Raw genomic sequence first — 22,888 nt, 5'->3', positions numbered from 1 at the left:
CTGAGGTCTTCCCATGCCACCGATTCCCGAACAACTTGCACCTGGCGCGAAAGGCGAGCGCTTTCTGCGCATTGACGCCAAGCGCGACGCCGTCGACGACCAGGCGCGCACGGTCACGCTCGCTTTCGCCAGCGAAACACCGGTCGAGAACTGGTGGGGTAACGAGATCCTCGACGTGCAGGCGCGCAGCATGCGCCCTGATCGCCTCAACAGTGGCGGCGCGTTGCTGATGGATCACAACACGCGCGACCAGGTCGGCGTGATCGAATCGGTGCAGATCGGTCAGGACAAGGTTGCCCGGGCCGTGGTGCGCTTTGGGAAAAGCGCGCGTGCCAGCGAGGTGTTCCAGGACGTTGTCGATGGCATCCGCCAGAACGTCTCGGTGGGCTACCTCATCCATGAAGCCCGGCTCGAATCCGAAAGCGACGGTGTCGGCACCTATCGCGTCACGGACTGGGAGCCGTACGAAATTTCCCTGGTCAGCGTTCCTGCCGACGCCAGCGTCGGCGTGGGGCGCAGCGCCCATCCCGCATCCCGAAATATCCCGGAGAACCGCATGCCTCCCGAGAACAACAGCACGACGATTGACACCACCCAGATCCAGGCCGATGCACAGCGCACCGGCGTGGCCACCGAACGCCAGCGCATCGCCGATATCACGGCAGGCGCCGACCAGCTGATCGGTCGCTACCCGGGTGTTCGCGAGATCGCCTCGGAGGCGATCCGCAGTGGCTGGACCATGGACGCCTTCCGCTCGAAAGCATTGGAGCACGTCACCAGTCAGCCGCAGCCGACCGCCGATATCGGCATGAGCCGGCAGGATATCCAGCAGTACAGCTTCATCCGCGCGCTCAATGCACTGGCCAATCCGCAGGATCGCCAGGCGCAGGAGTACGCCGCCTTCGAAATGGAGGCATCGAACGCTGCTGCCGCAAAGCAGGGGCGTGGCGTGCGCGGTCTGCTCGTGCCGATCGACGTTCTCAAGCATGGCCTGCGCGCCGACAACGTGGTGAAGGGCACTGCCGCGCAAGGTGGCAACCTGGTGGCCACCAACCTGCTTACGGCCAACTTCATCGACCTGCTTCGCAACTCGATGGTGCTGAACCGTCTGGGTGCGCAGTTCCTGACGGGCCTGGTCGGCGATATCGCCATCCCGCGCCAGACGGGTGGCGCCTCGTTCTTCTGGGTCGGCGAAAGCGGCTCTGCCACCCAGTCGGGCCAGACCTTCGATCAGGTGCCGATGTCGCCCAAGAGCGGCATGGCGCGCACGCAGATCAGCCGCAAGATGCTGCTGCAGAGCTCGCTCGATGTGGAAAGCTTCGTGCGCAATGACCTGGCCCGGACGGTTGGCCTTGGCATCCAGCTGGCCGCGATCAACGGCTCGGGCGTGGCGCCGAACCCGCTTGGCATCCTCAATGTGGCCGGTATTGGCAGCCAGGTCGGCGGCGCCAACGGTGCGGCACCGACCTGGGCCAACATCGTGGGCCTGGAAACGGCCGTGGCTGTCGCGAACGCCGACGTCGGCACCCTGGGCTACCTCACCAACGCGGCCATGCGTGGCAAGCTCAAGACCACGCAGAAGTTCGCCGGCGCCAACGGCGATGGCATCTGGGGTGACGGCAACACGCCGCTCAACGGCTACCAGGCAGCGGTCACCAACGCTGTGCCGAGCAACGGCACCAAGGGCACCGGCACCAACCTCAGCTCGATCATCTTCGGCAACTTCGCGGACCTGATCGTCGGCATGTGGGGCGGTCTGGAGCTGCAGGTCGATCCGTTCAGCCAGGGCGACACCGGTAGCGTTGTGGTTCGCGCCTTCCAGGACGTCGACGTGGCGGTTCGCCACAAGGAAAGCTTCGCCGCGATGACCGATGCGGTGACGCTGTAAAGCATGGCGCTCGACGCCTTCCAGCAGCCGACCAAAGACCTGCTCGCCGTTCTCGGCGAGCAGGTTTCTGTCGCGCGACAGGATGGCACCACGGCGTCATTCCTGGCGTTTGTGGATCAGGCTGTGCAGGACGTGGGGCAGCGTGCCCGCGTTTACGGCAGTAAGCGCGTGGTCGCAATGATGGTCGCCGATTGGCAGCCGCTCCGTGGTGATGAGTTCACCGTACGCGGCAAAGCAGGCAAGGTCGAGGAAATTGCCGAGAGCGACGGCCTGGTGGTGACGGTGGTGCTCAATGGCTGAGCCGTCCAAGACCTGGGCCATCATTCTCGCCCTGCAGGTCCAGTTGCAGACGATCACTGTTGCCAACGGCTACTTGACCGACGCCGGCCTGAATGTGTGGACGACGGATGGTCAGCGCCCGGATACCGAAGCGCTTGGCCTGATGATCTACAGCGACTCGATCACCGGCACGCCGGCCCAGCGCCCAGGCAAGCCAGTGCGTCAGTTTCCGTTGCTGATCGAGTTTGCGATCGGCAACGACATCGATAACGCCCAGCAGCAGGCGCATGCAGTGATCGAGGATATCGATCGCTGTATGGAGGCGTACAGCAAGGCGCAGGTGCAAAAGCCGAGCGTGCAGGCCACACCGATGGAAGTGGTCGACATCGCCATTCTGGACCGACCGGACGGCGAGGCAGTCATCGCCGGCCAGGTTCGTGTCATGACGACGTATTTCCGATGAGCAAGTATTCGACTTTCAGCGTTGAACTCTCTGGTGCCTTGGACGCGGCGCAAGCCGTGGCGGCGATTCCTGGCCGCATTGTGCAGCTACAGGCGCGTGCGATCAGCACCATGCGGCGCAGGCTCGGTCCAGAAGCCAAGCGCGACATTGGCGCGGAGTACAACCTGTCGCCAACGCGCATTGATCAAGGCTTGACGGTTCGGCCGACTGCCGACGGCGTATCGCTCGTCGGACGCAAGCGCGGCATCAATGCCATCGAGTTCGGCGCCCAGTGGACAAAGGTGCGTGGCGACGGCATGGCCGCCACGATTAGCAAGAAGCGGTTTCGCGTCTCGCAACTCAAGAGCAAGCTGCGTGGCGATAACGGCCTTGGCGCCCGCTTTGCGATTAAGCGGGGCAGCGCACCTTCGGTACATGCCGGAAGCTTCATTGCGCGCGGCACCAACGGCGCGCTGCTAGTGCTCCAGGAGAACGTCAACCGGCCCAAGGTGAAATATCTCAAAGGCCGCAATGCGGGCAGGACCAAATTCCCGCTCGAGTCCGTGTACGGACCTAGTCTCGGTCAGATGCTCAAGCACGGCCGTCGTCCGGAACGACTCGCCGAATTTGCCATGCGCACGCTGCAGGCTGAAATCGTTCGCCAGCTCGGTTCGAGGTAACCCATGCGCATCACGCTCGACAAACCCCATACACATGCCGGCGAGCCCTTTGCGCCCGGCGCTGTGCTGAATCTGAACTCGATCGAAGGCGAGTGGCTCGTGCTGCGCGGCGTTGGCCACCGCACCACACCGGCTGATCTCGCACAGCACGCCAATGCCATTCTGCCGGCGGACGCCGGCGGCGAACCCGAAACGCACACCATGAGCACGGCGGTCGACGCCGATGCCACTGCCGGAGTCTCAAACCATGGATAAGCCTACTCTTTACCGTTATGGCCAGGGCCGCATCTCGATCGCCTACCGCGATCCGGTGACGGGTCTCCCGGGCAAATTCAAGTGGGTGGGCGACGTGTCCGCCCTGAGCGTCAAGCTGAGCGTCGAAAAGGTCACCCACAACGAGAGCTTCACAGGGGCGATGGCGGAGACGGCCAGCTTCCCGACCAAGAAGACCTCGACCCTCGATATGACCATCAACCAGGTCGACACAGACACCCTGGCCCTCGCTCTGTTCGGCACGCCGATCACTACGGCGGCAGGCACCGTGACGGGCGAGCTGCTGGATGCCACGTTGGCGGCGAACGACGTGTTCTACCTCGCCAATCCCGGCGTGTCGGAGGTGGTCATCACTGACAGCACGTCCGGTGCCGCCAAAACGTTGGTTGCCGGTACCGACTATTCACTCGACGATGCTAACTTTGGCCGATGCACGCTGCTGAACGTCACCGGCTTCGTGATGCCGTTGAAGGCGGCGTACAGCTATGGCGCCCGCAAGGCCGTCGGTATCTTCACGGCTAAGCAGCCCAACATCGCCCTGCGCTACGAGGGCGTGAATCTGGCCAACGACAGCGCGCCGGAAATGGTCGACCTCTACAAGGTCGCGACCGATCCGCTTGCGGAGCTGGCACTGATCTCCACCGGCAATGATGTACAGGGCATGCAGATCACCGGTGGCGTCCTGATCGACCCGAGCAAGCCGGCCACCGGTGGGCTCGGCCAGTTCGGCTCGATCACGCAGATCTCGCTGGCCGCGGGCTGATGTCGGTCGGAGCGAAACCGGAGGATGGCGAGAAGGATCTCGCCGTTCTCTTCCCAGGGCGCAGCGCAACGATCGCCGATCGTATTGTTGCGATGCGCGAGCTCAACTTCGTGGAGTCGTTGCAGCATGGCGGGCAGATCGCCTCGCTCGCTGAGGCGATGTCCGCCGTTGCTTTGCAGGGACAGCTTGATGACCTAGACAGCCTGCGCCAGGTGTTTGCCGATCGCCACGAGCAGGTCCTCGACCTCATCGCGGTGAGCTGCGATCAAGAGCCATCGTGGGTGCGCACGCTCGACGCCCGTGACGGCGAGAACCTGCTGCTGCTCTGGTGGGCGGTGCATGCTGATTTTTTTCTTCGTCGCGTCCTGACAAGGGTGCAGCTGGAACTGCTGCGAAAGGTCGGGGCGCGCGATGGGCAGACGTCTTCGCGACCCTCACCAAATCTGGGCACAACCCGGAACGGCTCGGTTACTACACCCACCGTCAGTTGATGCTGCATCACGCGGCTGCGAAACGCCTCGAGCGTAGGGAGCGCCGAGCCGCACTGATCGCCATGACTGCCGCGAACGCCGGCGGCAAAGCGGCCACGGAACTGTTTGACGCACTGAGGGACTGACGTTGGCCAATACGCAAGACTTCGAACTGCTGCTGCGTATTCGGGCCGATATCGCACAGGCCATGCAGGGTGTGCAGGGCTTCAGCGATCAGCTCGGCGCAGGTGACGCCGCGGCGCAGAAGCTCGGCGAGTCGTTGCAGGACGCCAACGCGCGCATCCAAGAGATGGTGCAGGCGAGTCTCGCGCAGGCCAATGCGCAGCAGCAAAGCAACGCGGCCATCAAGAGCACCGCCGACCAGGTGGCGGCTGTCAGTCGAAGCTACGCGCAGCAGACCACCGCATCCGCGGCGGCGACTGAAAGCATTGCTGCCGAAGCGACAGCATTCAACGCGGCAGTGGCAGCAAAAGTCCGCGCGATGCAGCTGCTCAACGCGGCGTTCGCGGGCAACCTCGCGACGGCGGAAGGCGTTGCGGCTGCCGAGGCGGCGCTGGACGGCGCGATGGGTGCAGGCGCGATTACGGCGAGTGAGCAGGCCGCATACATCGAACGTCTCGCCGCGGCGCAGGCGGTCGAAGCGGAGTCCGCCGAGGTTGCTACCGTGGCCACGAACGCACACACCGCCTCCATGGTCGTCAATGGCGGTGTAGCGCGCGAACTGGGCGTCATTCTGGGAGAGCTCGCGCGGGGCAACACGGCGCGGCTGGAAGGCAGCCTCGTCACCCTGGGCAACCGGACCGGGTTGCTCGCCGCACTATTCAACCCGCTCACGCTAGTGATCGCCGGCGTGGTGGCTGAGTTCGGCGTGCTGGCCGTGGCTGCAGAGCAGGTGGCGGCGGAGAACGACAAGACCAATAAGTCGATAGAGGCGACCGGCAACTACGCTGGCCAGACCACGGGCTCGATCGACAAGATGGCGGCATCCATCACCGCTTCGAACGGCCGGATCAGCCAGTCGAGGGCCGTGCTCGACCAGCTGGTCGCAAGTGGCAGGGTTAGCTCCCAGGCGTTGCAATCCGTAGGGCAGGCGGCTGTCGACATGGCGGCGCTCACCGGCGAGAGCGCGGAGAAAGCCACCGCTGCTGTGCTGCAGATCTTCGATGGCACGTCGACCAGCCTGCTCAAGGCCAACGACCAGTACCACTTCCTGACCACGTCGATCTACGACCAGATCACCGCGTTAGAGCAGGAAGGCGACACGCAGGCTGCCATGGATGTGGCGGCGCGCGCTTTCCATGACGCAGCGGTGCAGCGCATTCAGGACATGAACGCGCAGCTCTCCGGTCTGGCGCGCTGGTGGGACAACGTCAAAACCGCTGCCGACAATGCGTGGCAGCGGATGAAAACCGGTGCATCGCTGATCACCGGGACGGCCGACGACCAGACGCAGCTGTATGCTCTGCAGGGCCGAAAGGAGGCCGCGCAGAACCACGAATACAGCACGGTCGGCCGCATCCGTAACATGTTCTTCGGATCCGGACTGGTGGACCAGGCCGATAGCTCGTTCGAGCAGTGGACGCCGGAAGACGAAACCAAGCTGCAGGCGCTGCAGAAAAAGGTCCAAGACGCCACCGATGCCGCGGACCAGAAGAGCCTGACGAACAGCCTCTCGACCGGTGCGGTGGATGCCGCAGCCGATCTCGATCGTCTCGGCCAGTCGCTTGATCGCAACAAGGCCAAGCAGGCCGAACTCAACAAGCTCAATGCGGATTTTCTAAAGCTCTGGAAAGGCGCGGACCCGGGCGACTCGCGCCTCGCGGGCGTGCAAGCTGTCACAGACGAGGACGGCAATGTGTCGTTTAGTGGCGGGATGTACGACCAGTACGTCGCCGACATCAACAAGCGCTACGACACCAAGACGCCAAAGCCCAAAAGCGATAAGGCCGCTGAAGACGCGCAGGCGCAGCTGATCAAACTGCTCAACGATGAGCAGGGCGCGCTTGATCCCGTGGCGAAGGCATGGGCGACCTACAACGACAAGGTCGCCCAGGCGAACGCGTTGGCCGACAAGGCCAAGACCGCGAATGGCGCCAACGTTGAAGCGATCGATGCAGAGCGTGATGCGGTCATCGCCGCGGCCGCGTCCGCGCGTGACGCTCAGCTCGATGCGCCGGCCAAGAAGGCGCGCGAGGCCTTCGAAAAGCTGCTGCAGAGCCTCAAGGACGCGAACGGCATCAAATTCGATGGTCTGCGCGCTCAGCTTCAGACGCTGAAGGATGACTTGGACAAAGGTGTCATCAGTGCAAGCGAATACCAGCAGGCCGTCCAGGGCGTGCTCAACACGCAGCTGAAACCGCTGCCCACCTACAAGGGTGTGGGCTCGTCGGTGGGCGGTTCGTTCGGTGAACTGGACAAAATCAACAACGCCGGCAACGACCTCGACAAGCAGTATGCAGCCGAGCTGGCTGCCCTCGTGGATTTGAACCAGAAGAAGTTGCTGGCCGACCAGGATTTCGTCACCAAGGAAAACGCGCTCTACACGGACTACTACGCCAAAAAACAGGCGCTCCAGGATGCGAGCAACGAGGTCCTGGTGACCGGCATTGCCAGCACGCTGGAGCAGTCGGCCAATACGGTCGAGAAGTCGGTGGGCAAGAACACCGAGGCTTATCGCATCGCCTTCGCAGCCAGCAAGGCTGCGGCGATCGCTCAGGCGAGCATCAATCTCGGCAAGGCAATCAGCAACGCCGGCGCCGATGTGCCTTTCCCCGCCAACATCGCGGCGATGGCCACCGTGGGTGCGCAGATGATCGCGCTGATCTCGCAGATTACGTCCGTCCAAGCAGGCTTTTCCGAGGGCGGTTACACGGGGCGCGGCGGCAAGTACCAGGTCGCCGGTGTGGTGCATCGAGGCGAGGGCGTATTGAGCCAGGAGAACATCGCGGCCATGGGCGGCCCGGCGGCGTTCGAAGCCTTCCGCGCGGGGCTGGACGGGTATGCCGATGGCGGATACGTGGGCGGCAACTGGCTGCCGGTTCCGCTGGCTCAACCAGAGCCGCGCCTGTCTGCGGATGCGGCGAGTGCCGCTGCGTCTCGCAACGCGGCCAGCGGCGGCAATCCCGATGGCGGCACACATATCCACGTGTGGAGCATCGAAGAGGCCGCTGAGAAACTCGCCGAATCGCCCACGATGCAAAAGGCCGTGGTGCATATCGTGGGTGACAACCCGCGCACCATCCAAGGGAAGTGGGGGCGCTGATGGGCTATTTGGCTGGCCAACCGGTGCTGTGGCCCGCGCTGCCCGATTGGAGCCAGGGCGTCAACGAAACGCTCTCGTGGCTGACCGATGTCATGCAGTCGAGCGGCACGGCGATGCAACAAACGCGTGCGTTGCTCAATGCACCACGTCGCAGTTATTCGATGCAGACGTTGGACGTGGGCGACGCGCGACGCATCGTCGATGCGATCGCTTTTGGCATCGGCACGCGCGGCTTCCTGCTGCCGATCTACCCAGACGTGCAGTGGCTGACGGCGCCACTCGATGCGGGCATCGACGCCATCGCCTGCAGTACCACGGGTTTCGATTTCGTTGTGGGTGGCAAGGTGGCGCTTTGGCTGGATGAGCAGCACTGGGAGTTGGCTGAGGTCAACGCCATGGATGCGAGCGGCCTGACCCTGGCGGCGCCGACGGCCAACGCGTGGCCAGTGGGCACCCGCCTGTACCCTCTACGCGCCGCGCGCCTGCAGGACATGCCTGTGGCCACGCAGAGCAGCGCGGCCGTGTCGTCTCTTGCGGTCAACCTGCTGGTCGACGAGCCATGCGATTGGCCGGCCGCGTGGCCGAGCGCAGCTACCTACCGTGGTGTGCCGGTACTGGAATGGCGTGGCGATGAATCCGACGGCCCCACCGCGCAATACACGCGGCAGGGCAGCAGCGTCGACGTGGACACGGCGACGGTCTACTACTTCGATCTGCCAAACCTTCCCTGGCGCGTGCAAACGCAAAACTTCGTGCTCCACGGTCGCGCGCGTCACTCGGCGTTTCGCTCGCTGTTGTATGCGCTCGCTGGGCGTGCTGGTCAGCTCTGGGTGCCCAGCTGGCAGGACGATCTGCGCCTGACGGGCGAGGTTGCCGCGAACGCCACCGTGCTGCCGGTGGCGCCGTGCTACTACAGCCTGTTCGGGGCGCAGCAAACGAATCGCCGCGACATCCGCATCGAGCTGTACGACGGAACCATCTTCTATCGGCGCATCACCGGCAGCGCGCAGCTCGTCAACGGTGAGACGTTGCAGTTCGACAGCGCGCTTGGACGTGACGTGACGCCCGACCAGGTGCGTCAGATCAACTGGCTATCGATGTGCCAACTCGCCGGCGACAGCGTGCAGCTGACGCACGTCACGGACGCCGAAGGCGTGGCCACATGCAGTTTGCAATGGCAGGCGGTGCAGAACAGTGTTTAAGGACTTCGAACTCAGCCGTCGCGGCGGCAAGCCCACGCATCTGTTCCGCTTCGCGCGGCAGGGCAAGACCTGGCGTTTCGCCGCGACCGATCGTGACATTGTCGTGGGTGGCTTCACCTGGCTGGCCGCGCCGATTGCGCGCGAAGAGATCAAGCAGACTGTCGAGACCGCGCAGGACAGCCTCAAGGTCACGTTGCCCTACAACCGCGACGCGAACAACACGGATCCAGTCACGCAGTCCCTGGGCGACAACTGGCACCCGTACATTCCGAGCGACACCGTCGCCGTCGCATGCATGGCCACCCATCTTGGTGATCCCGATCAAGAGATCATCGTGGAGTGGTTGGGACAGGTCGGCCAGCCCAAGTTCACGGACGGCCAGCTGGAACTTACCTGCGTCACGGCGAGCAGCATCGGCAAGGCGCAGCGGCAGGGCGCCAAATGGCAGATCGCCTGCTGGAAGACCGTGTATTCGACCGGTCCGCGAGGATGCAACCTATTGAAGAGCGCCTTTTCGATCACCGTAGCGGTCGATGAGATCAATGGCCTCTCGCTTAGCGCCGCGGCGTTTGCAGGTCTGGATCTGTCACTCGCTGGCGGTGGACTGGAATTCACCGACTCGAATGGTCTCATCCAACGCCTCTCCATCATGGCGCACGATGGCAGCACGATCGTGTTGCTCTCTGGTGCAGCAGGTCTCGCGGCCGGCCTCACTGTGACTGTTTATCCGGGTTGCCAGCGCACTTGGGCCGCGTGTGCGGACCGCGACAACACGATCAACTATGGGGGCGCCATCTACAAGCCCGTCCAGAATCCTTACAGCGGGCAGAGCATGTCATGGGGCTGATCGCGCGCATTGAACGTTGGCGTTACGTGTACGGATGGCGCCTGCGCTACTGGTGGGCAGACACACAGTCAGGGTTGCATGCACGCTTCATGCTGGTGGGCTTCGCCTTTCTTGCGGTCCTTGGCGAGGTGGTGGCGCGCGCGATCGCAGCCAATCGTCCCGCGCCTAAAGATCACCCACACGAGGCGATCATCTGGTTCATCGTGTGGATCGTGATCGCGCTACTGGCCGCCGTAGCCGCCTATGCCCTCGCGGGTAAACAGACGGCGCCCACCGCGCAAACCACCGACACGCCCACCACCGACGACGGCCAGTCCGTGAAGCATCACTTCGGCACCTGCTGGGTGGATGACTCATTCCTGCTCGCGTGGCTGCTCGTCGGTCGCGATCCGATCAAGTCCGACGGTGGCAAAAAGTGATCATCACCACACGCGATCTCTTCACGATTCCTGGCTATAGCCGGCGCCCTGGCTTTTGCCGTAGCGGCGCACGCGCCTGGTTTGAGGCCAATGGCCTCGATTGGTCCGACTTCGTGAAACACGGCATCGACGCGGCCGTTCTGGAAGCTAACGGCGATGCGATGGCACTCGCCGTCGTGACGTGGGCGCGCAAGCGCGCCGCGGCAGCGGACCAAGGGGAGTTGCATGGGTAAGGGTGGCGGCACGACCGTCGGATATTGGTACCGGGTTGCGTATCACGCGGGTCTCGGCGTGGGGCCCATCGATGCCTTCCTTGAGATGCGCGGTGGCGACAAAACCGCATGGGCGGGCAGGCTGACCAGCAGCGGCACGATCACTGTCAACGCGCCCAATTTGTGGGGTGGGGAAAAAGATCAAGGCGGCATCGCCGGCGACATTGACGTCATGTTTGGCGAAGCCACGCAGCAGCCCAACCCTTATCTGCTTGCCACCTTTGGCGCGCAGGTTCCCGCTTGGCGTGGCGTCGCAACGCTGGTGTTCAAGGGCGGCCGCTACGGCGCCATGAATCCCTACCCGCAGAAGCCCAGCTACAAATTCGAGCGCATCAAGGCGGGCTGGGACAACGGCTGCTGGTATCCCGAAACGGCCGCGATTCCGGTGGGTGATGGTGGGCCCATCTCGCTCGACGGCTACTTCCTTGTGCAGGGTGGCTCTCCGATCACCAATCAGGGGACTACGTACGGGACGGTGCCGGAGACCTTCATCGGTAGCGCGCACGACATCGGAAAGATGTGTCTCGATGCGCGCAACGCGCATGACGGTTCGACCTACACGTATCAGCAGTCCTATGTCTACGCGCTGGGTAGCGTTTGGCAGATCGGTGCCACCAGCGTGGAGCGGGGCAACGCGATCGGCATTGCGGCCGTCACCGTGCTTCCCACCTGTCCCGTGGGGTCAACGACTTCGTTCGCCGAGCACGGCAGCGGTAGCCCGCTGGGCGTCACCGAGCCGAGCGTTGTTTGTTCGGCGCCGCATGGCATCTTGGCCATGAATCCAGCGCACATCCTCTACTACGCGCGCACGCAGCTCGATATGGGTCGCGAGCCGGTGGCCAACATGAACGATGCCAGTTTCCGCGCGGCGGCAGACTGGTACTACCAGCAGAGCTTTGGCCTGTGCACCGAGTACGACCCGGCGAATGAAAGCCTGGACGACTTCATCACCCGCATTGAAAAAGTGGCTGGCTGCAGCATGAGCCGCAGTCCCGTGGACGGCCAGTGGTACATCGATGTCGCCAACGGCGTCTTCGACCTGGCGTCGCTGCCTATCCTCACCGACGACGACATTCTCGACTTTAGCGAGTCGCCCAGCACCCTCGACAGCGCCACCAACTCGGTGAGCGTGCAGTACTTCGATCCGGAGCAGAACGAGACGCTCAGCACTGCGCCGGTGCAAGCCATGGCCGCGATTGATGCCTTCGGCACGATTCACGATCAAACGACCTATCCGGAGATCCCCACCAGCGACCTGGCCATTCGGGTGGCGACGCGTGACCTGCGCGCATCGATCACGCCGACGCGCGCATTCGAGCTCACCACGACGCGACTGCCGTACGCCTGGCGTGTGGGCACGTATTTCCGCCTGCAGTCGGTAAAGCGCGGTATCGCTGACATGGTGTGCATCCTTGCAGAGAAGTCGTCCGGCACGCTCAAGTCGGGTGCCATCACGATCACGGCCTCGCAAGACATCTACAGCCTGCCGATCACGACGTTCGTGGATACGGAGCATGGCGTCGACACGAGGCCATCGCAGATCCCGGTGGCCATCGTGAACCAGGCGGCGTTCGAAGCGCCTTACGTGGCTGTGGTGAGTGCGCTGTCGCGGGCAGACTTGGCCGCGTTGCCGGCGGACGTGGGCTACCTGATGGCGGTGGCCGCTGACCCGGCGACACCGCCGACGAGCCTGGGTTATACGGTGGTGGTCTCCAGTGGCGGAGACTATGCGGGCACGACGCACGGCGATTGGTGCCCATCCGCTACGGTGGTTGCCGCTGCTGGTTACGAAGGCACGAGTTTCACCATCGCCAACGGCTATCAGCTCAGCCTGGTGGCAGTGGGCACCGCAGCGCAATGGGGCAACGAGATCGTGCGTGTCGATGCGATCGACGCCGAAGCGGGCACGATCGTCCTCGGGCGCGCGTGTGCAGACACGGTGCCGGCGCAGCACGCCGCCGGTGAGAGGCTGTGGTTCTACGGCGCCGAGGTCGCTGCCGTTTCCACCGAATACACCAGCGGCGAGACCGTCGAGGTCAAGCTGCTTACCAACACCGGCAGCCAGCAGTTGGATGAGTCGGCCGCGACGCCGATGGCCGTGGCGTTCGATGGTCGCCAGGCGCGGCCGTACCCGCCGGCAGCGGTAATGCTCAATGGCCTGGACGCACTGAGCGTTCCGTCGCTCACGGGTGACATCGCGGTGGCGTTCGCCTTCCGCAATCGCGTGCTCCAGGCGGATCAGCTGATCGACTACAGCATGGCGAACGTTGCTCCCGAGAGCGGCCAGACGCTGAGCTGGCAAGTCGTGGATGCCAGCAATGCGGTGATCGCTTCCGGATCGGGCATCACCGCCAACACCTTTACGGTCCCTGCCATGACGGCGGACGGGGCCCTCACGCTGGAAATGTGGTGTGTTCGCGATGGCTTGGCCAGCTGGCAAAGCTTTGTCGCGGCGTTCGCATATGGCAGCGGCACGGCCGGCGAACGCCTGACCGAAGACGGCGACACACGTATCACTGAAGACGGCGCCGCGCGCCTCCTGGAGTCTTGAACATGGGTAAGAAGATCAGCGATCTGAGTCTACTGCAGCTGTTGGCCGGCAACGAATGGCTTGAGGTGGCCATCGGCGGCGGTTCGCCGGCGAGCATGAAAGTATTGGCCACGTCGCTGGTGATGGGCGGCCTGCGCTGGTTCAACGTCAAGGACTACGGCGCGTTGGGTGACGGCGCGACCGATGACACGGTAGCGATCCAGGCGGCCATCACGGCCTGCGCCGCCGCTGGTGGTGGTGTCGTCTATTTCCCGGCGGCCATCTACATCATCGCGGGCGCGCTTGCCGACACCGGCGGTGCGAATGCGCAAATTCTCCTGCCATCAATCGACGTGTCCAGCGGCAATCAGATCAGCGTGCTGCTTCTCGGCCCGACGCCGCCGACGCCCGTCGTAAGTGTGATCGGGGCCATGCCGCTGCCGACGGGCGGGGCGATCTTGAAGAGCACGCTCGCCACCGGTACCGGCGGGAACTGCATCGGCTGCAAAGGACCGTCCGGCTCGTTCAACGGCTTCAGCAACCTGCTGGTCGGCATGCACAACTTGCGGGTGCGGATGCCGGCAAACCCGGGCCACTCGGCCATCGATCTTTCGCGCGTCACCGCTGTTTCCGTCAACGAAGTCATGGTCGATACCGGTACCTACAACGTCGCCGCGATTGCGGAACCGACGACGGCGACAAGCTATGGCATCAAATTTCCCGCCCTCAACAATGGCGCAAAAACGTCGATTGGCGTGGTCAACGCGGTCGGCTTTTACAAGGGATTCCTGTTCGGCGAGCACCTCACCGCTCGCGAAATGAACGCGTGGGGTTGTGAGTATGCGGCCGAGTCGCCGGCAGGCTTCCACGCCATGATGATCGAGCGCTTCCAGTCGATCCATTGCAAGTACGGCATCACGGGTACCGGCGGCGCGAGCTTCCTCAAAATCAGCCAGTTCAACATCGAGCATGCGGCGTCGGGGTGGATGGCGACCGTTGCTGACATTGTTGACGCCAGCAACTTACTCAACGGCAATCTGAGCTGGCACTCAGTGCTCGCGGGATCGGGCGTCTCGGCAGTGTTCAACAAGACCGGAGGCTCGGGCTTGTTGTGCGTGTCACTTGACCTGTCCGTGGCCAACTCCGTGGCGCCGGTGGTAACCCAAGCAGGCACGGCAGTGACGCTCGCGGCATCCGATGCCGGCAACTACATTCGGTTCACGGCAGCGACTGCCAAGACCTACACTGTGCAGCCCAATTCCACCGTGGCGCTGCCGACGAACGGTGAGTGGCATCTGCGCAACGTGGGCGCCGGCAATCTGACTATCGTGCAGGGTGCCGGCGTCACGATCAGTCCGCCGGCGAGCGGCACGCTCGTGGTGGCACCTGGTGCTGCAGTGACGCTAAAGCGTGTGGGTGTCGATACCTTCGACCTTATCGGTCAGACGGTGTCGGCATGATCCCTGGCATCGTGGCTTCCGGCATGAGGGTCTCGTCGGGCGCTCCTGCGGTGACGTGGAGTCAAACGGACAAGAATGCCTCCATTGCATTGTCCAATGGAAACCTGACCGCAACAAAAAATGGTGCGGACGGTGCCTACGGTGCGATCCGCGCAACGCAAGGGGCGAGCGCAGGCAAACTGTATTTCGAGGTGCTCATCGTTGCCGGCACCACGTCGCCTTTCATCACCGTTGGCCTAGCGCTCGCGGCGGCCTCTCTGACGGTCTACACCGGTGCTGATGCGAGCGGCTGGGGTTACTACGGGCAGACGGGGCAGAAGGCGACGAATGCGGTGTTGTCGACCTACGGCGCAGCGTTCGGTACCGGCGACGTGATCGGTGTGTTCTACGACGGCTCGACTGGGTCAGTGTGGTTCGCCAAGAACGGATTGGTGCAGGGCGGCGGTGATCCGGTAGCGGGAACGTCGCCCGCGTTCACGGGCGTTCCCAACACGGTCATTCCATCGGCCGCGTTGTGGCGTGCGAGCAGTCCGGCACATGCGGTGACCGGCCGCTTCAAGACGTCCGATTTCTCTTATGCGCCGCCCACAGGTTACTCGTCGTGGTCGGGGGGCTGACGTCGATCATTGGAAACGGTTTGCCTTAGCCGTTTCCGGCGCGAGCGGCACGCTGTCGGTTATGACGCTGCCGCTCCCGATCGCGCCCCGAGACGCCCTGGTCCAGATTATCGACCCGGCCCTTCGCCTGTTGCCGCCCAAGCTCACGAGCGACCAGGCGCGCGTGCAAACCCTGGCCATCTTTCTGCAGGAGTCTGGCCTTAAGTGCCGTTTTCAGATTGGTGGTCCTGCGCATGGTCTCGCGCAGTTCGAACGCGGCGGCGTCAACGGCGTTCTGACGCATCCAGCTTCGGCAGCTCTCGCGAAGTCCTTGTGCGCTGCTCGTGGCGTGCCAGCGCTATGTGAATCGGTCTACGCGGCGCTGGCGACAGACGATCTGCTCGCCGCTGGCTTTGCGCGGCTTCTCCTGCTGACGGACGCAGCTGCGCTGCCTGCGCTGGGCGATCAGGCTTCGGCCTGGTCGTACTACCAGCGCAACTGGCGTCCGGGACGTCCTCATCCGGAGGCTTGGCCTCAGCACTACGCCACCGCGCTGGCCACCGTGCGCGCGGCGGTGAACGCCTGATGGATGCACAGCCGCCGAGCCTCCAGTTCTGGCAGCTGCTCCTATATCCATTCTTCGCCGCCTTCGGCGGCCTGCTGGGCTACGCGCTGCGCATGATGGACGCCGGACTCAAGGTGAGCCTCTGGCGCGCTGTCATCGAATCGCTCGCCGCCGGATTCGTGGGCATCCTCGTGATGCTGCTTTGCCAGGCCATGCAGCTCTCGCCGCAGTGGACGGGCGTGATGGTTGGGGTCTGCGGTTGGCTGGGCGCCACGGCAAGCATCCGCATGCTCGAGCGCGTGGTGCGGAACAAGCTGGGGGTCACCGATACCGGAGGCATCGCCAATGGCGGGCCGTAGGCGTAAGCGAGTCCAGCTGTGGGCGGGCCACGCGCTCATCGTGGCCCTGATCGTCATCGGCGTGACGGCCGTCAATCAGGCCTGCGGCCGACCGCACTGGCCAGCCCTTGAGGCCGATGCCGTTCGCGTTGCGTTCCTGGTGATCGCGTTGATGGCGATCGCCGTTTCCTTCTCAGGCAGAGGTCCCGAGGGCCGCGCATGAACACTCTCAAGCAATACGGACGCCTGATCGCCGGCGTTCTCATCATCCTTTTCATCATCGCCATTTGCTGGGCCGTCGTGCACTACGGAAACACGCGCTATGCCGCCGGCGTTGATGCCGGCCGCAACGCGGTGCTCGCCGACGACGCGCGCCAGGTCGCACAGGTGCAGGAGGCCCGCAATGCGCTCGATTCGCTCAGCGCCTCTGCTGGCCAGCAACTCCAACACAACCTCGGCACAGCGCTGCCGGCCATCCAGGCGCAGACCCATGACACCATCGAAACGATCCGCACTGTTTACCGTGACCGTCCTGCTGCCGCTGTTAATTGCAGCCGCCCTGACGGCGTGCAGTCCGCTCTCGACCAAGCCGTCGACCGCGCCAATGCCGCTGCAGGTGCCCCAAGTGACGTGCGATCAGACACCGCCCCCGCAGCTGCTGGATCGAGTGCCGCCCCTCCAGTCGGAGGCGGACATCCCGGCGAATGACGCGTGGAAAGCCGATGCCATCGGTAAGTACGCCGAGCTGGTGACAATCCGCTACCAAGAGCGTGCGTGTATGGCCAAGCTCCGAGCCGACGGCGTAATCCGCTAAGCGTAAGCCCCGCCAAGTGCGGGGCTTACTTTGTGGGCCAGACTGCCGGCGCGGCAAATGTCTGCCGAAATTCCGGCCATTGCCGGCAGTCCTCGCGAGGAATAGCGATGAATCCTGCGCCGGCGCACAGCGAGCAGCCTGGCGCGCTGTGGCACTGGCATTCCCGCTGTTCCCAGTAGCTGCGATGAACGAATTCGCCTTCGCCACAGTGAAAGCACTTAATGCCCACCTGGTCCAGGGTGATGCACCCACGGTTGCAGACATTGCAAATGCCTGGTCGGCCCATCGTGAATTTCGCTCGTCTGCCCATGCGCGGCAGGGTAGGCGCCGGCGATCTCACGCGCCGAGAGCTAGTCAGTGTGGCACGCGCTCATCGCAAACTTCAGGTAGCCTGCGTGCATTCGATTCCATAGGGATGTGAACGATGAAGACCGCCCGCGCTTGCCTCATTCTGGCCTTGGCCCTGACGCCCATGGCATCCCTGGCGCAGATCCGACGCTTGCCGACGGACACGGAGCTGAAGGCCGGCTATTGCGTCGCTGTGGAGAGAACGCAGCTGGAGAACCTGCAGGCGGCCACTCACAACGGCGGCGCAGACCGCGCTGATGCAGAGCAGCAAGCGGCCGCAATCAAAGCGCTCTCGGACGACGTCAAGCGGCTTGACGCTTACCTTTCACCGAAATATTGGTCGATCGAGCCGAAGCCGTTGAGCGAGGCAGCCGGCCGCGGCTTGGCAGACCTCGAGTCATCAGACGCTGAGCCTACGACATGTCGTCCATCAGCCGTTGGTCAGGGCGCCTTGCCTGCGCAGTGCGCAGCCCAGGCGCCGGCGTCAACGCGCCTGCGAAGCTGCATCGGCGCGCCATTTCTCCCTTACTGAAGGGCCCGTCACTCGCCATGTAGCTTCCCAGGGAGCCCGTGTGCGGTAGGTAGATCCGGCTAGACGTGCGGGGCTGATAGCAGGCGTCTCAACCCCGTAAAATTGACCTACAACCCCTTGATTGGATACGGAAGCAAACCGGGTTATTCCGTAAAATTGGTGGCCGTAAGCGATTGATGTAGAGGCAGAGTTGCAGAGACTTTTAATTTGGTGCGCTTCTCGTCCGACGAAAGCTATATTTCGAGCCATCGGGAAGCTATGACATCCTCGCAAGCGCGGGGCGCAAGGGGTGGAACGGGCCTTGCATCTGACACAGGGGAGCTGCCACGTTGAGTTCTGTCGACGTTGCCGGCAAGACGTAACTATATGAATTGCAAGGAATGGGGGAAGGATGCCTTTGCCATTTGAATTTCGCCAAGTTGACGCAAATTGTCTAAATGCGACCGAAGCGCATTGGCTGCAATATGCCGACAACAATCCGGAGAACGTCAACCGTCCCTTCTACGATGGTTGTTTTTCGGCGTGTAAGGCTCACTTGGCTGGCAATCAGGCCGGCGACAGTAAGACAGCTCTCTACGGCGTATTTGATGACATCAATGGGGTAAAGACTGCGGTCGCCCTGGTCAACTTGGTGCATGCGCGGCCGCAGTCAGCCTCGCCGTGGCTGAAGATGGTGTCCGTCTATGTCGAGCCCATGCTTGATGTGGCTAACAACGAGCCCGACATTAAACGTCTGGCCTGGATTGCAGCCGTGACCATCGTTGGTGCGTTTGAACTTACGTTTCGGGTGATGCCGGCTCGGGAACTTAAGATTTGGGCCAACGTACCGATGACTAAGGAATTCCTCACGGCAGTTTCAACAGCACTGTTCGACGATGCCTTTGAGCTCAGCACTCACGGTAACTGGATCGTGGTGCGGAAACGTGACGCGGAGCAAGCTGGGCTGAAGGTCGTGTCGTAAGGGCTATAGAAACCTGCTTCGGCTGGTGCTATACAAAAAGCATAGCTATACTTAGTAAGTTTATTTATGGCGACACATTGACGGTGTCGTCAATCATGGGTGTTCGAGAGGGTACGGTCATGGAGCCGAAAATCATGTCGTCTTACGCAGAATTCCTGGCGATCAGGGATGAACTGGTTTGCGAACTTGCTGAGCATTTTGAGAGCAAGATCAAGGACATGGGTGATGCTGTGCGCGGTATTGGCTGGTTCTCGTCGGTAGCCGAACAGTACGCAGCTGCCGCTGCCCGCCGCGCCGCATAAGGGCCAAACGGCCGCCGCTGACCAAAAGCCCCGCTCTGGCGGGGCTTTTTTTGTGGTGGTGGGGCACCTAACTGTCTATTTCACGAGGCTGGATGTCGCGAAGATGCGCCTTAACGGGCCGCAGCTGCCCCTTTTAGTAGACACGGCGTCAATATTGAAAGCACAGTAATTTCAACAGGTTGAGTTGATTTAGCTGACCCGACTGTTAATCAGGGGGTCGTTGGTTCGAGTCCAACTTCGGGCGCCATATTCGAGAAAACCCCGCCTTTTGGCGGGGTTTTTTTTATGCCTGTGCCGGACTGGGGTCTCAATGCCCTCTGATAGCAGCTTTTGTCCTTTGAATGGGCGAAGAGGCGCGGTCTCGCAAGCGGGACGTTTGGCACCAGATGCAGGGGCGCCGCGGCTCGCCGAGGCACCTGGCCATGCACGGGCGGCCCTTGCAGCAGTGGTCAATATTTGAGCTCTTTCTCAGTGGGCCAACGGGAGCACAATCACGCACGTCGCAGATGGGGCTTGGAGCTGATGATGCGCGTTTGGCGGCTGATCGCCGGAACCCTGTGCCTCGCCGGATGCGCGAGCACGGGCGACATCACGCACAACAAGCCTACATTCCAGGCAAGCACGGCCAAGCTCGATTCCGTTTATGCCGCCTGCGTACACACGCGTTGGATGGCGATATCGCCCACGGCGCGAATCGTCGAAACACCCATCGCATTGCAGGTCGTGGCGCGCAATGCCACCACCAACATTGAGGAACTGCTGGTGATCCACAGCAAGGCGGCGGGGGCCGATGTGGTGTTGTACGAACGCATGGAAGTGCTGGCCTTGCGGGCCTATCGCGATGTGGCCAAGGCCTGCCTCTAGTTGGCAGCTCCGCACTTTGCGGCCTCATCGGGTTTGGCTTTGGCGCTGGCTACGCGTCCCACGTTGGAGACGGTGAGCGCCAGCGCGTCTTCCGCGTGCCCTTTGCGGCACAGCGTGAAGGTCACGGTGCTACCGCCCGCACTGCCACTGGGCTGGAAGCGGATGTTTTTGCGTCCGGAAGTGCTGAGGATGACGACCCTGTTGTAGCCGACGTTCACCAACGTGGGAGGGCCATCCAATTGATCCGCGTTGCCGGTGCGGTAGTTGCCGATCGCCCAGCCGCGTTCCCAGCGCGTGTCGCCGGCGCATTGTTGACTGGCGGAAATGGGGCAGAACAATTTGGGGCGCCCGCTGATCACTGCCAGGTTTCGCGTGTACTGGAGTGTGGCGATCAGGTCGAGCTGGGCCGTGGTGAGCTGGTAGCGGGCGAGCATCTGGCCCATGGCAGGAACGGCGGCGCCAATGAGCACGGCCAAAACGATCAGCACGACGACACTTTCAACCAGCGTGAATCCGGCACTTCGCCGTGGCTGATAGCCTTCCGGGCGTATTTCCACCGTCGCCTCCTGCGTCACGGAAGCGTTCAGCCTAGCGGTGGCCCGTTGGCAGCCCAGTCCTCCCGGGCCAGGGCGGTGTGTCGTAGCCTGCTGACAGGCCCTGTCAGCAGGGCAATTTAAAATGACCCGTCGCGACCGCATGTAGAGAGCCATGACCGACCGCTTCGAACTCGTCTCCCCCTACAAGCCCTCTGGCGATCAGCCCGAGGCCATTCGCAAGCTTGCCGAGGGCTTCGAGGCCGGCCTTGCGGCACAGACGCTGCTGGGCGTTACCGGCTCGGGCAAGACGTACACCATCGCCAACGTGATCCAGCAGGTGCAGCGGCCGACCATCGTGATGGCGCCCAATAAGACCTTGGCCGCGCAGCTGTATGGCGAGTTCAAGGAATTCTTTCCGCACAACGCGGTGGAATACTTCGTCAGCTATTACGACTACTACCAGCCGGAAGCGTACGTGGTGGCGTCGGACACCTTCATCGAGAAGGACGCTTCGATCAACGACCATATCGAGCAGATGCGACTGGCGGCCACCAAGGCGCTGTTGTCGCGCAAGGACTCGATCATCGTGGCCACCGTGTCGGCGATCTACGGCCTGGGCGATCCGGAAGACTATCTCTCGCTGCGCCTGATCCTTGCCAAGGGCGAGCACATCGACCAGCGCCAGCTGATCCGCCAGCTCACCGAGCTGCAGTACACGCGCAACGAAATGGAGTTGCGCCGCGGTACGTATCGCGTGCGTGGCGAAGTCATCGATGTGTTTCCGGCCGAGTCGGAAAGCGAAGCGCTGCGCATCGAACTGTTCGACGGCGACATCGAAAGCATGGCGCTGTTCGATCCGCTGACCGGCGAAACCATTCGCAAGGTGCCGCGCTACACCATCTATCCGCGCACGCATTACGCCAGTACGCGTGAGAGCGTGTTGAACGCCATCGAGACCATCAAGGTTGAGCTGAAGGAACGCCTCGAGCAGCTCTACAAAGACAACAAGTTGGTGGAAGCGCAGCGACTGGATCAGCGCACGCGTTTCGACATCGAGATGATGGCCGAAGTCGGTTACTGCCAGGGCATCGAGAATTACTCACGTCATCTCACGCGCCGCAGTGCCGGCGAACCGCCCCCGACGTTGTTCGATTATCTGCCGGCGGATGCGTTGCTGGTGGTGGACGAGTCGCACGTCACCATTCCGCAGCTGGGTGCCATGTACAAGGGCGACCGCTCGCGCAAGGAGACGCTGGTGGAATTCGGTTTCCGCCTGCCATCGGCGATGGACAACCGTCCGCTGCGTTTCGAGGAATGGGAAGCGCGTGCGCCGCGTTCCATCTATGTATCGGCCACGCCACGTGACTACGAACTGCAGAAGTCGGGCGATGCCGTGGTCGAACTGGTGGTGCGTCCCACCGGCCTGATCGACCCCGAAGTGGAAGTGCGCCCGGTGCGCACGCAGGTCGACGATCTGCTGGGTGAAGTGCACAAGCGCGTCGCGATGGGCGATCGCGTGCTGGTAACCACGCTCACCAAACGGATGGCTGAAAACCTCACGGAATACCTTGGCGAACACGGCATCAAGGTGCGCTACCTCCATTCGGATATCGAGACGGTGGAGCGCGTGGAAATCATCCGCGACCTGCGCCTTGGCGAGTTCGACGTGCTGGTGGGCATCAACCTGCTGCGCGAAGGCCTCGACATGCCCGAGGTGTCGCTGGTGGCGATTCTGGATGCGGACAAGGAAGGCTTCCTGCGCTCGACGGGCTCGCTCATCCAGACCATTGGCCGCGCTGCGCGAAACCTGCGTGGCAAGGCCATCCTCTACGCCGACAACATCACCCGTTCGATGCGGGCGGCGATGGACGAAACCGCTCGCCGCCGTGAAAAGCAGCAGGCGTACAACGAAGCGCATGGCATCACGCCGCAATCGGTGGTGCGCCGCATCGCCGACATCATGGAGGGTGCCCGCAGCGAGGCGCCGACGCGTGGTCGCGGCCGTCGCGGCGAGCGCCAGGGCGCGGCCGTGGCGGAGAAGGGCGCCGAATACGCGGCGCTCAACGCCGATCAGGCGGCGGCCATGATGAAGAAGCTCGAGGCGCAGATGTACAAGCACGCCGAGAACCTGGAATTCGAGGAGGCTGCCCGCCTGCGCGACCAGATTCACAAGCTGCGTGAGCGAGCTGGCTGAGGCCCGGTTTTCGGCCGGGTGGTTGTCGCC

General features: G+C 63.1%; 27 protein-coding genes. 24 read left to right on the top strand and 3 right to left on the bottom strand.

The genetic code is table 11. The features are described 5' to 3' along the window. Positions 1–13 precede the first annotated feature (13 nt). The 7 genes from ABIC75_RS10965 to ABIC75_RS10935 are packed head-to-tail and all read left to right on the top strand — an operon-like array spanning position 14 to position 4,816. A complete protein-coding gene (locus tag ABIC75_RS10965) occupies positions 14–1,888 on the top strand; it encodes a phage major capsid protein (RefSeq protein WP_354013893.1) in 1,875 nt (624 codons plus the stop codon). Between the two features lie 3 nt (positions 1,889–1,891). After that, positions 1,892–2,188: a head-tail joining protein gene (locus ABIC75_RS10960; protein WP_354013892.1), complete on the top strand. Its 297-nt coding sequence runs from the start codon at positions 1,892–1,894 to the stop codon at positions 2,186–2,188. After that, the gene (locus tag ABIC75_RS10955) at positions 2,181–2,630 is read left to right on the top strand and encodes a hypothetical protein (RefSeq protein ID WP_354013891.1); all 450 of its coding nucleotides are present in this window, start codon (positions 2,181–2,183) and stop codon (positions 2,628–2,630) included. Before ABIC75_RS10960 ends, ABIC75_RS10955 begins: the two co-directional genes overlap by 8 nt. Beyond that, on the top strand, positions 2,627–3,289 hold the full coding sequence (locus ABIC75_RS10950) for a hypothetical protein (protein WP_354013890.1): 663 nt from the start codon (positions 2,627–2,629) through the stop codon (positions 3,287–3,289). Before ABIC75_RS10955 ends, ABIC75_RS10950 begins: the two co-directional genes overlap by 4 nt. Positions 3,290–3,292: 3 nt before the next feature. Beyond that, positions 3,293–3,544 carry a DUF7210 family protein gene (locus tag ABIC75_RS10945; RefSeq protein WP_354013889.1) on the top strand — a complete coding sequence of 84 codons (252 nt, stop codon included), beginning with the start codon at positions 3,293–3,295 and terminating at the stop codon, positions 3,542–3,544. Beyond that, positions 3,537–4,325 carry a hypothetical protein gene (locus ABIC75_RS10940; protein WP_354013888.1) on the top strand — a complete coding sequence of 263 codons (789 nt, stop codon included), beginning with the start codon at positions 3,537–3,539 and terminating at the stop codon, positions 4,323–4,325. The genes ABIC75_RS10945 and ABIC75_RS10940 overlap by 8 nt, the downstream gene beginning before the upstream one ends. After that, entirely contained in the window at positions 4,325–4,816 is a 492-nt protein-coding gene (locus ABIC75_RS10935) for a DUF6631 family protein (RefSeq protein WP_354013887.1), read from the top strand. Before ABIC75_RS10940 ends, ABIC75_RS10935 begins: the two co-directional genes overlap by 1 nt. Positions 4,817–4,823: 7 nt before the next feature. Here ABIC75_RS10935 and ABIC75_RS10930 read toward each other — a convergent pair whose 3' ends face one another. After that, positions 4,824–5,102 (bottom strand): hypothetical protein, encoded by a 279-nt coding sequence (locus ABIC75_RS10930; RefSeq protein ID WP_354013886.1) that lies wholly within the window; start codon positions 5,100–5,102, stop codon positions 4,824–4,826. Between ABIC75_RS10930 and ABIC75_RS10925 the strand changes: the two genes are divergently transcribed. The 8 genes from ABIC75_RS10925 to ABIC75_RS10890 are packed head-to-tail and all read left to right on the top strand — an operon-like array spanning position 5,076 to position 15,425. Then, positions 5,076–8,078: a phage tail length tape measure family protein gene (locus ABIC75_RS10925; RefSeq protein WP_354013885.1), complete on the top strand. Its 3,003-nt coding sequence runs from the start codon at positions 5,076–5,078 to the stop codon at positions 8,076–8,078. The genes ABIC75_RS10930 and ABIC75_RS10925 overlap by 27 nt on opposite strands. After that, a complete protein-coding gene (locus tag ABIC75_RS10920) occupies positions 8,078–9,280 on the top strand; it encodes a hypothetical protein (protein WP_354013884.1) in 1,203 nt (400 codons plus the stop codon). Before ABIC75_RS10925 ends, ABIC75_RS10920 begins: the two co-directional genes overlap by 1 nt. Beyond that, positions 9,273–10,127 carry a phage BR0599 family protein gene (locus ABIC75_RS10915; protein WP_354013883.1) on the top strand — a complete coding sequence of 285 codons (855 nt, stop codon included), beginning with the start codon at positions 9,273–9,275 and terminating at the stop codon, positions 10,125–10,127. The genes ABIC75_RS10920 and ABIC75_RS10915 overlap by 8 nt, the downstream gene beginning before the upstream one ends. Then, positions 10,118–10,546, top strand: coding sequence for a hypothetical protein (locus ABIC75_RS10910; protein ID WP_354013882.1), 429 nt, complete (start codon positions 10,118–10,120; stop codon positions 10,544–10,546). Before ABIC75_RS10915 ends, ABIC75_RS10910 begins: the two co-directional genes overlap by 10 nt. Then, complete coding sequence (locus ABIC75_RS10905; RefSeq protein WP_354013881.1) at positions 10,543–10,779, top strand: hypothetical protein; 237 nt, start codon at positions 10,543–10,545, stop codon at positions 10,777–10,779. The genes ABIC75_RS10910 and ABIC75_RS10905 overlap by 4 nt, the downstream gene beginning before the upstream one ends. Further along, entirely contained in the window at positions 10,772–13,369 is a 2,598-nt protein-coding gene (locus tag ABIC75_RS10900; RefSeq protein WP_354013880.1) for a hypothetical protein, read from the top strand. Before ABIC75_RS10905 ends, ABIC75_RS10900 begins: the two co-directional genes overlap by 8 nt. A gap of 2 nt (positions 13,370–13,371) precedes the next feature. Next, positions 13,372–14,808: a glycosyl hydrolase family 28-related protein gene (locus tag ABIC75_RS10895; RefSeq protein ID WP_354013879.1), complete on the top strand. Its 1,437-nt coding sequence runs from the start codon at positions 13,372–13,374 to the stop codon at positions 14,806–14,808. Further along, positions 14,805–15,425, top strand: coding sequence for an SPRY domain-containing protein (locus ABIC75_RS10890; RefSeq protein ID WP_354013878.1), 621 nt, complete (start codon positions 14,805–14,807; stop codon positions 15,423–15,425). Before ABIC75_RS10895 ends, ABIC75_RS10890 begins: the two co-directional genes overlap by 4 nt. A 25-nt stretch (positions 15,426–15,450) precedes the next feature. Here the strand turns inward: ABIC75_RS10890 and ABIC75_RS10885 are convergent, their stop codons facing one another. After that, on the bottom strand, positions 15,451–15,708 hold the full coding sequence (locus ABIC75_RS10885) for a hypothetical protein (protein WP_354013877.1): 258 nt from the start codon (positions 15,706–15,708) through the stop codon (positions 15,451–15,453). A 45-nt stretch (positions 15,709–15,753) separates the two neighbouring features. Here ABIC75_RS10885 and ABIC75_RS10880 point away from each other — a divergent pair, with 45 nt between their 5' ends. From ABIC75_RS10880 to ABIC75_RS10845, 8 genes are all read left to right on the top strand, one after another. Then, the gene (locus tag ABIC75_RS10880) at positions 15,754–15,990 is read left to right on the top strand and encodes a hypothetical protein (protein WP_354013876.1); all 237 of its coding nucleotides are present in this window, start codon (positions 15,754–15,756) and stop codon (positions 15,988–15,990) included. Further along, complete coding sequence (locus ABIC75_RS10875; RefSeq protein WP_354013875.1) at positions 15,990–16,328, top strand: phage holin family protein; 339 nt, start codon at positions 15,990–15,992, stop codon at positions 16,326–16,328. The genes ABIC75_RS10880 and ABIC75_RS10875 overlap by 1 nt, the downstream gene beginning before the upstream one ends. A 40-nt stretch (positions 16,329–16,368) precedes the next feature. Then, positions 16,369–16,530 carry a hypothetical protein gene (locus tag ABIC75_RS10870; RefSeq protein ID WP_354013874.1) on the top strand — a complete coding sequence of 54 codons (162 nt, stop codon included), beginning with the start codon at positions 16,369–16,371 and terminating at the stop codon, positions 16,528–16,530. Further along, on the top strand, positions 16,527–17,015 hold the full coding sequence (locus ABIC75_RS10865; protein ID WP_354013873.1) for a hypothetical protein: 489 nt from the start codon (positions 16,527–16,529) through the stop codon (positions 17,013–17,015). The genes ABIC75_RS10870 and ABIC75_RS10865 overlap by 4 nt, the downstream gene beginning before the upstream one ends. Positions 17,016–17,545: 530 nt before the next feature. Further along, positions 17,546–18,001, top strand: coding sequence for a hypothetical protein (locus ABIC75_RS10860; RefSeq protein ID WP_354013872.1), 456 nt, complete (start codon positions 17,546–17,548; stop codon positions 17,999–18,001). A gap of 391 nt (positions 18,002–18,392) precedes the next feature. Further along, on the top strand, positions 18,393–18,962 hold the full coding sequence (locus ABIC75_RS10855; RefSeq protein WP_354013871.1) for a hypothetical protein: 570 nt from the start codon (positions 18,393–18,395) through the stop codon (positions 18,960–18,962). A 134-nt stretch (positions 18,963–19,096) separates the two neighbouring features. Then, on the top strand, positions 19,097–19,264 hold the full coding sequence (locus tag ABIC75_RS10850) for a hypothetical protein (RefSeq protein ID WP_354013870.1): 168 nt from the start codon (positions 19,097–19,099) through the stop codon (positions 19,262–19,264). A gap of 525 nt (positions 19,265–19,789) precedes the next feature. Next, positions 19,790–20,128, top strand: coding sequence for a hypothetical protein (locus ABIC75_RS10845; RefSeq protein WP_354013869.1), 339 nt, complete (start codon positions 19,790–19,792; stop codon positions 20,126–20,128). On the opposite strand, the gene ABIC75_RS10840 is transcribed toward ABIC75_RS10845, so the two are convergent. Next, positions 20,125–20,685, bottom strand: coding sequence for a GspH/FimT family pseudopilin (locus tag ABIC75_RS10840; RefSeq protein WP_354013868.1), 561 nt, complete (start codon positions 20,683–20,685; stop codon positions 20,125–20,127). The genes ABIC75_RS10845 and ABIC75_RS10840 overlap by 4 nt on opposite strands. 151 nt (positions 20,686–20,836) lie before the next feature. Between ABIC75_RS10840 and uvrB the strand changes: the two genes are divergently transcribed. Further along, complete coding sequence (gene uvrB / locus ABIC75_RS10835) at positions 20,837–22,858, top strand: excinuclease ABC subunit UvrB (RefSeq protein ID WP_354013867.1); 2,022 nt, start codon at positions 20,837–20,839, stop codon at positions 22,856–22,858. Positions 22,859–22,888 lie beyond the last annotated feature (30 nt).

This window comes from Dyella japonica (assembly GCF_040545895.1).
Lineage (GTDB): Bacteria > Pseudomonadota > Gammaproteobacteria > Xanthomonadales > Rhodanobacteraceae > Dyella > Dyella japonica_D.
The sequence above is the reverse complement of the archived record's forward strand: the minus strand, read 5'-3'. Positions and strand labels throughout refer to the sequence as shown.

What these genes read in the sequence shown, in the direction of transcription:
- ABIC75_RS10965 (WP_354013893.1), top strand. Translation starts at nt 14, where the DNA reads ATGCCACCGATTCCCGAACAACTTGCACCTGGCGCGAAAGGCGAGCGC.
- ABIC75_RS10960 (WP_354013892.1), top strand. Translation starts at nt 1,892, where the DNA reads ATGGCGCTCGACGCCTTCCAGCAGCCGACCAAAGACCTGCTCGCCGTT.
- ABIC75_RS10955 (WP_354013891.1), top strand. Translation starts at nt 2,181, where the DNA reads ATGGCTGAGCCGTCCAAGACCTGGGCCATCATTCTCGCCCTGCAGGTC.
- ABIC75_RS10950 (WP_354013890.1), top strand. Translation starts at nt 2,627, where the DNA reads ATGAGCAAGTATTCGACTTTCAGCGTTGAACTCTCTGGTGCCTTGGAC.
- ABIC75_RS10945 (WP_354013889.1), top strand. Translation starts at nt 3,293, where the DNA reads ATGCGCATCACGCTCGACAAACCCCATACACATGCCGGCGAGCCCTTT.
- ABIC75_RS10940 (WP_354013888.1), top strand. Translation starts at nt 3,537, where the DNA reads ATGGATAAGCCTACTCTTTACCGTTATGGCCAGGGCCGCATCTCGATC.
- ABIC75_RS10935 (WP_354013887.1), top strand. Translation starts at nt 4,325, where the DNA reads ATGTCGGTCGGAGCGAAACCGGAGGATGGCGAGAAGGATCTCGCCGTT.
- ABIC75_RS10920 (WP_354013884.1), top strand. Translation starts at nt 8,078, where the DNA reads ATGGGCTATTTGGCTGGCCAACCGGTGCTGTGGCCCGCGCTGCCCGAT.
- ABIC75_RS10910 (WP_354013882.1), top strand. Translation starts at nt 10,118, where the DNA reads ATGGGGCTGATCGCGCGCATTGAACGTTGGCGTTACGTGTACGGATGG.
- ABIC75_RS10900 (WP_354013880.1), top strand. Translation starts at nt 10,772, where the DNA reads ATGGGTAAGGGTGGCGGCACGACCGTCGGATATTGGTACCGGGTTGCG.
- ABIC75_RS10895 (WP_354013879.1), top strand. Translation starts at nt 13,372, where the DNA reads ATGGGTAAGAAGATCAGCGATCTGAGTCTACTGCAGCTGTTGGCCGGC.
- ABIC75_RS10890 (WP_354013878.1), top strand. Translation starts at nt 14,805, where the DNA reads ATGATCCCTGGCATCGTGGCTTCCGGCATGAGGGTCTCGTCGGGCGCT.
- ABIC75_RS10885 (WP_354013877.1), bottom strand. Translation starts at nt 15,708, where the DNA reads ATGCGTCAGAACGCCGTTGACGCCGCCGCGTTCGAACTGCGCGAGACC.
- ABIC75_RS10875 (WP_354013875.1), top strand. Translation starts at nt 15,990, where the DNA reads ATGGATGCACAGCCGCCGAGCCTCCAGTTCTGGCAGCTGCTCCTATAT.
- ABIC75_RS10865 (WP_354013873.1), top strand. Translation starts at nt 16,527, where the DNA reads ATGAACACTCTCAAGCAATACGGACGCCTGATCGCCGGCGTTCTCATC.
- ABIC75_RS10860 (WP_354013872.1), top strand. Translation starts at nt 17,546, where the DNA reads ATGAAGACCGCCCGCGCTTGCCTCATTCTGGCCTTGGCCCTGACGCCC.
- ABIC75_RS10855 (WP_354013871.1), top strand. Translation starts at nt 18,393, where the DNA reads ATGCCTTTGCCATTTGAATTTCGCCAAGTTGACGCAAATTGTCTAAAT.
- ABIC75_RS10850 (WP_354013870.1), top strand. Translation starts at nt 19,097, where the DNA reads ATGTCGTCTTACGCAGAATTCCTGGCGATCAGGGATGAACTGGTTTGC.
- ABIC75_RS10845 (WP_354013869.1), top strand. Translation starts at nt 19,790, where the DNA reads ATGCGCGTTTGGCGGCTGATCGCCGGAACCCTGTGCCTCGCCGGATGC.
- uvrB (WP_354013867.1), top strand. Translation starts at nt 20,837, where the DNA reads ATGACCGACCGCTTCGAACTCGTCTCCCCCTACAAGCCCTCTGGCGAT.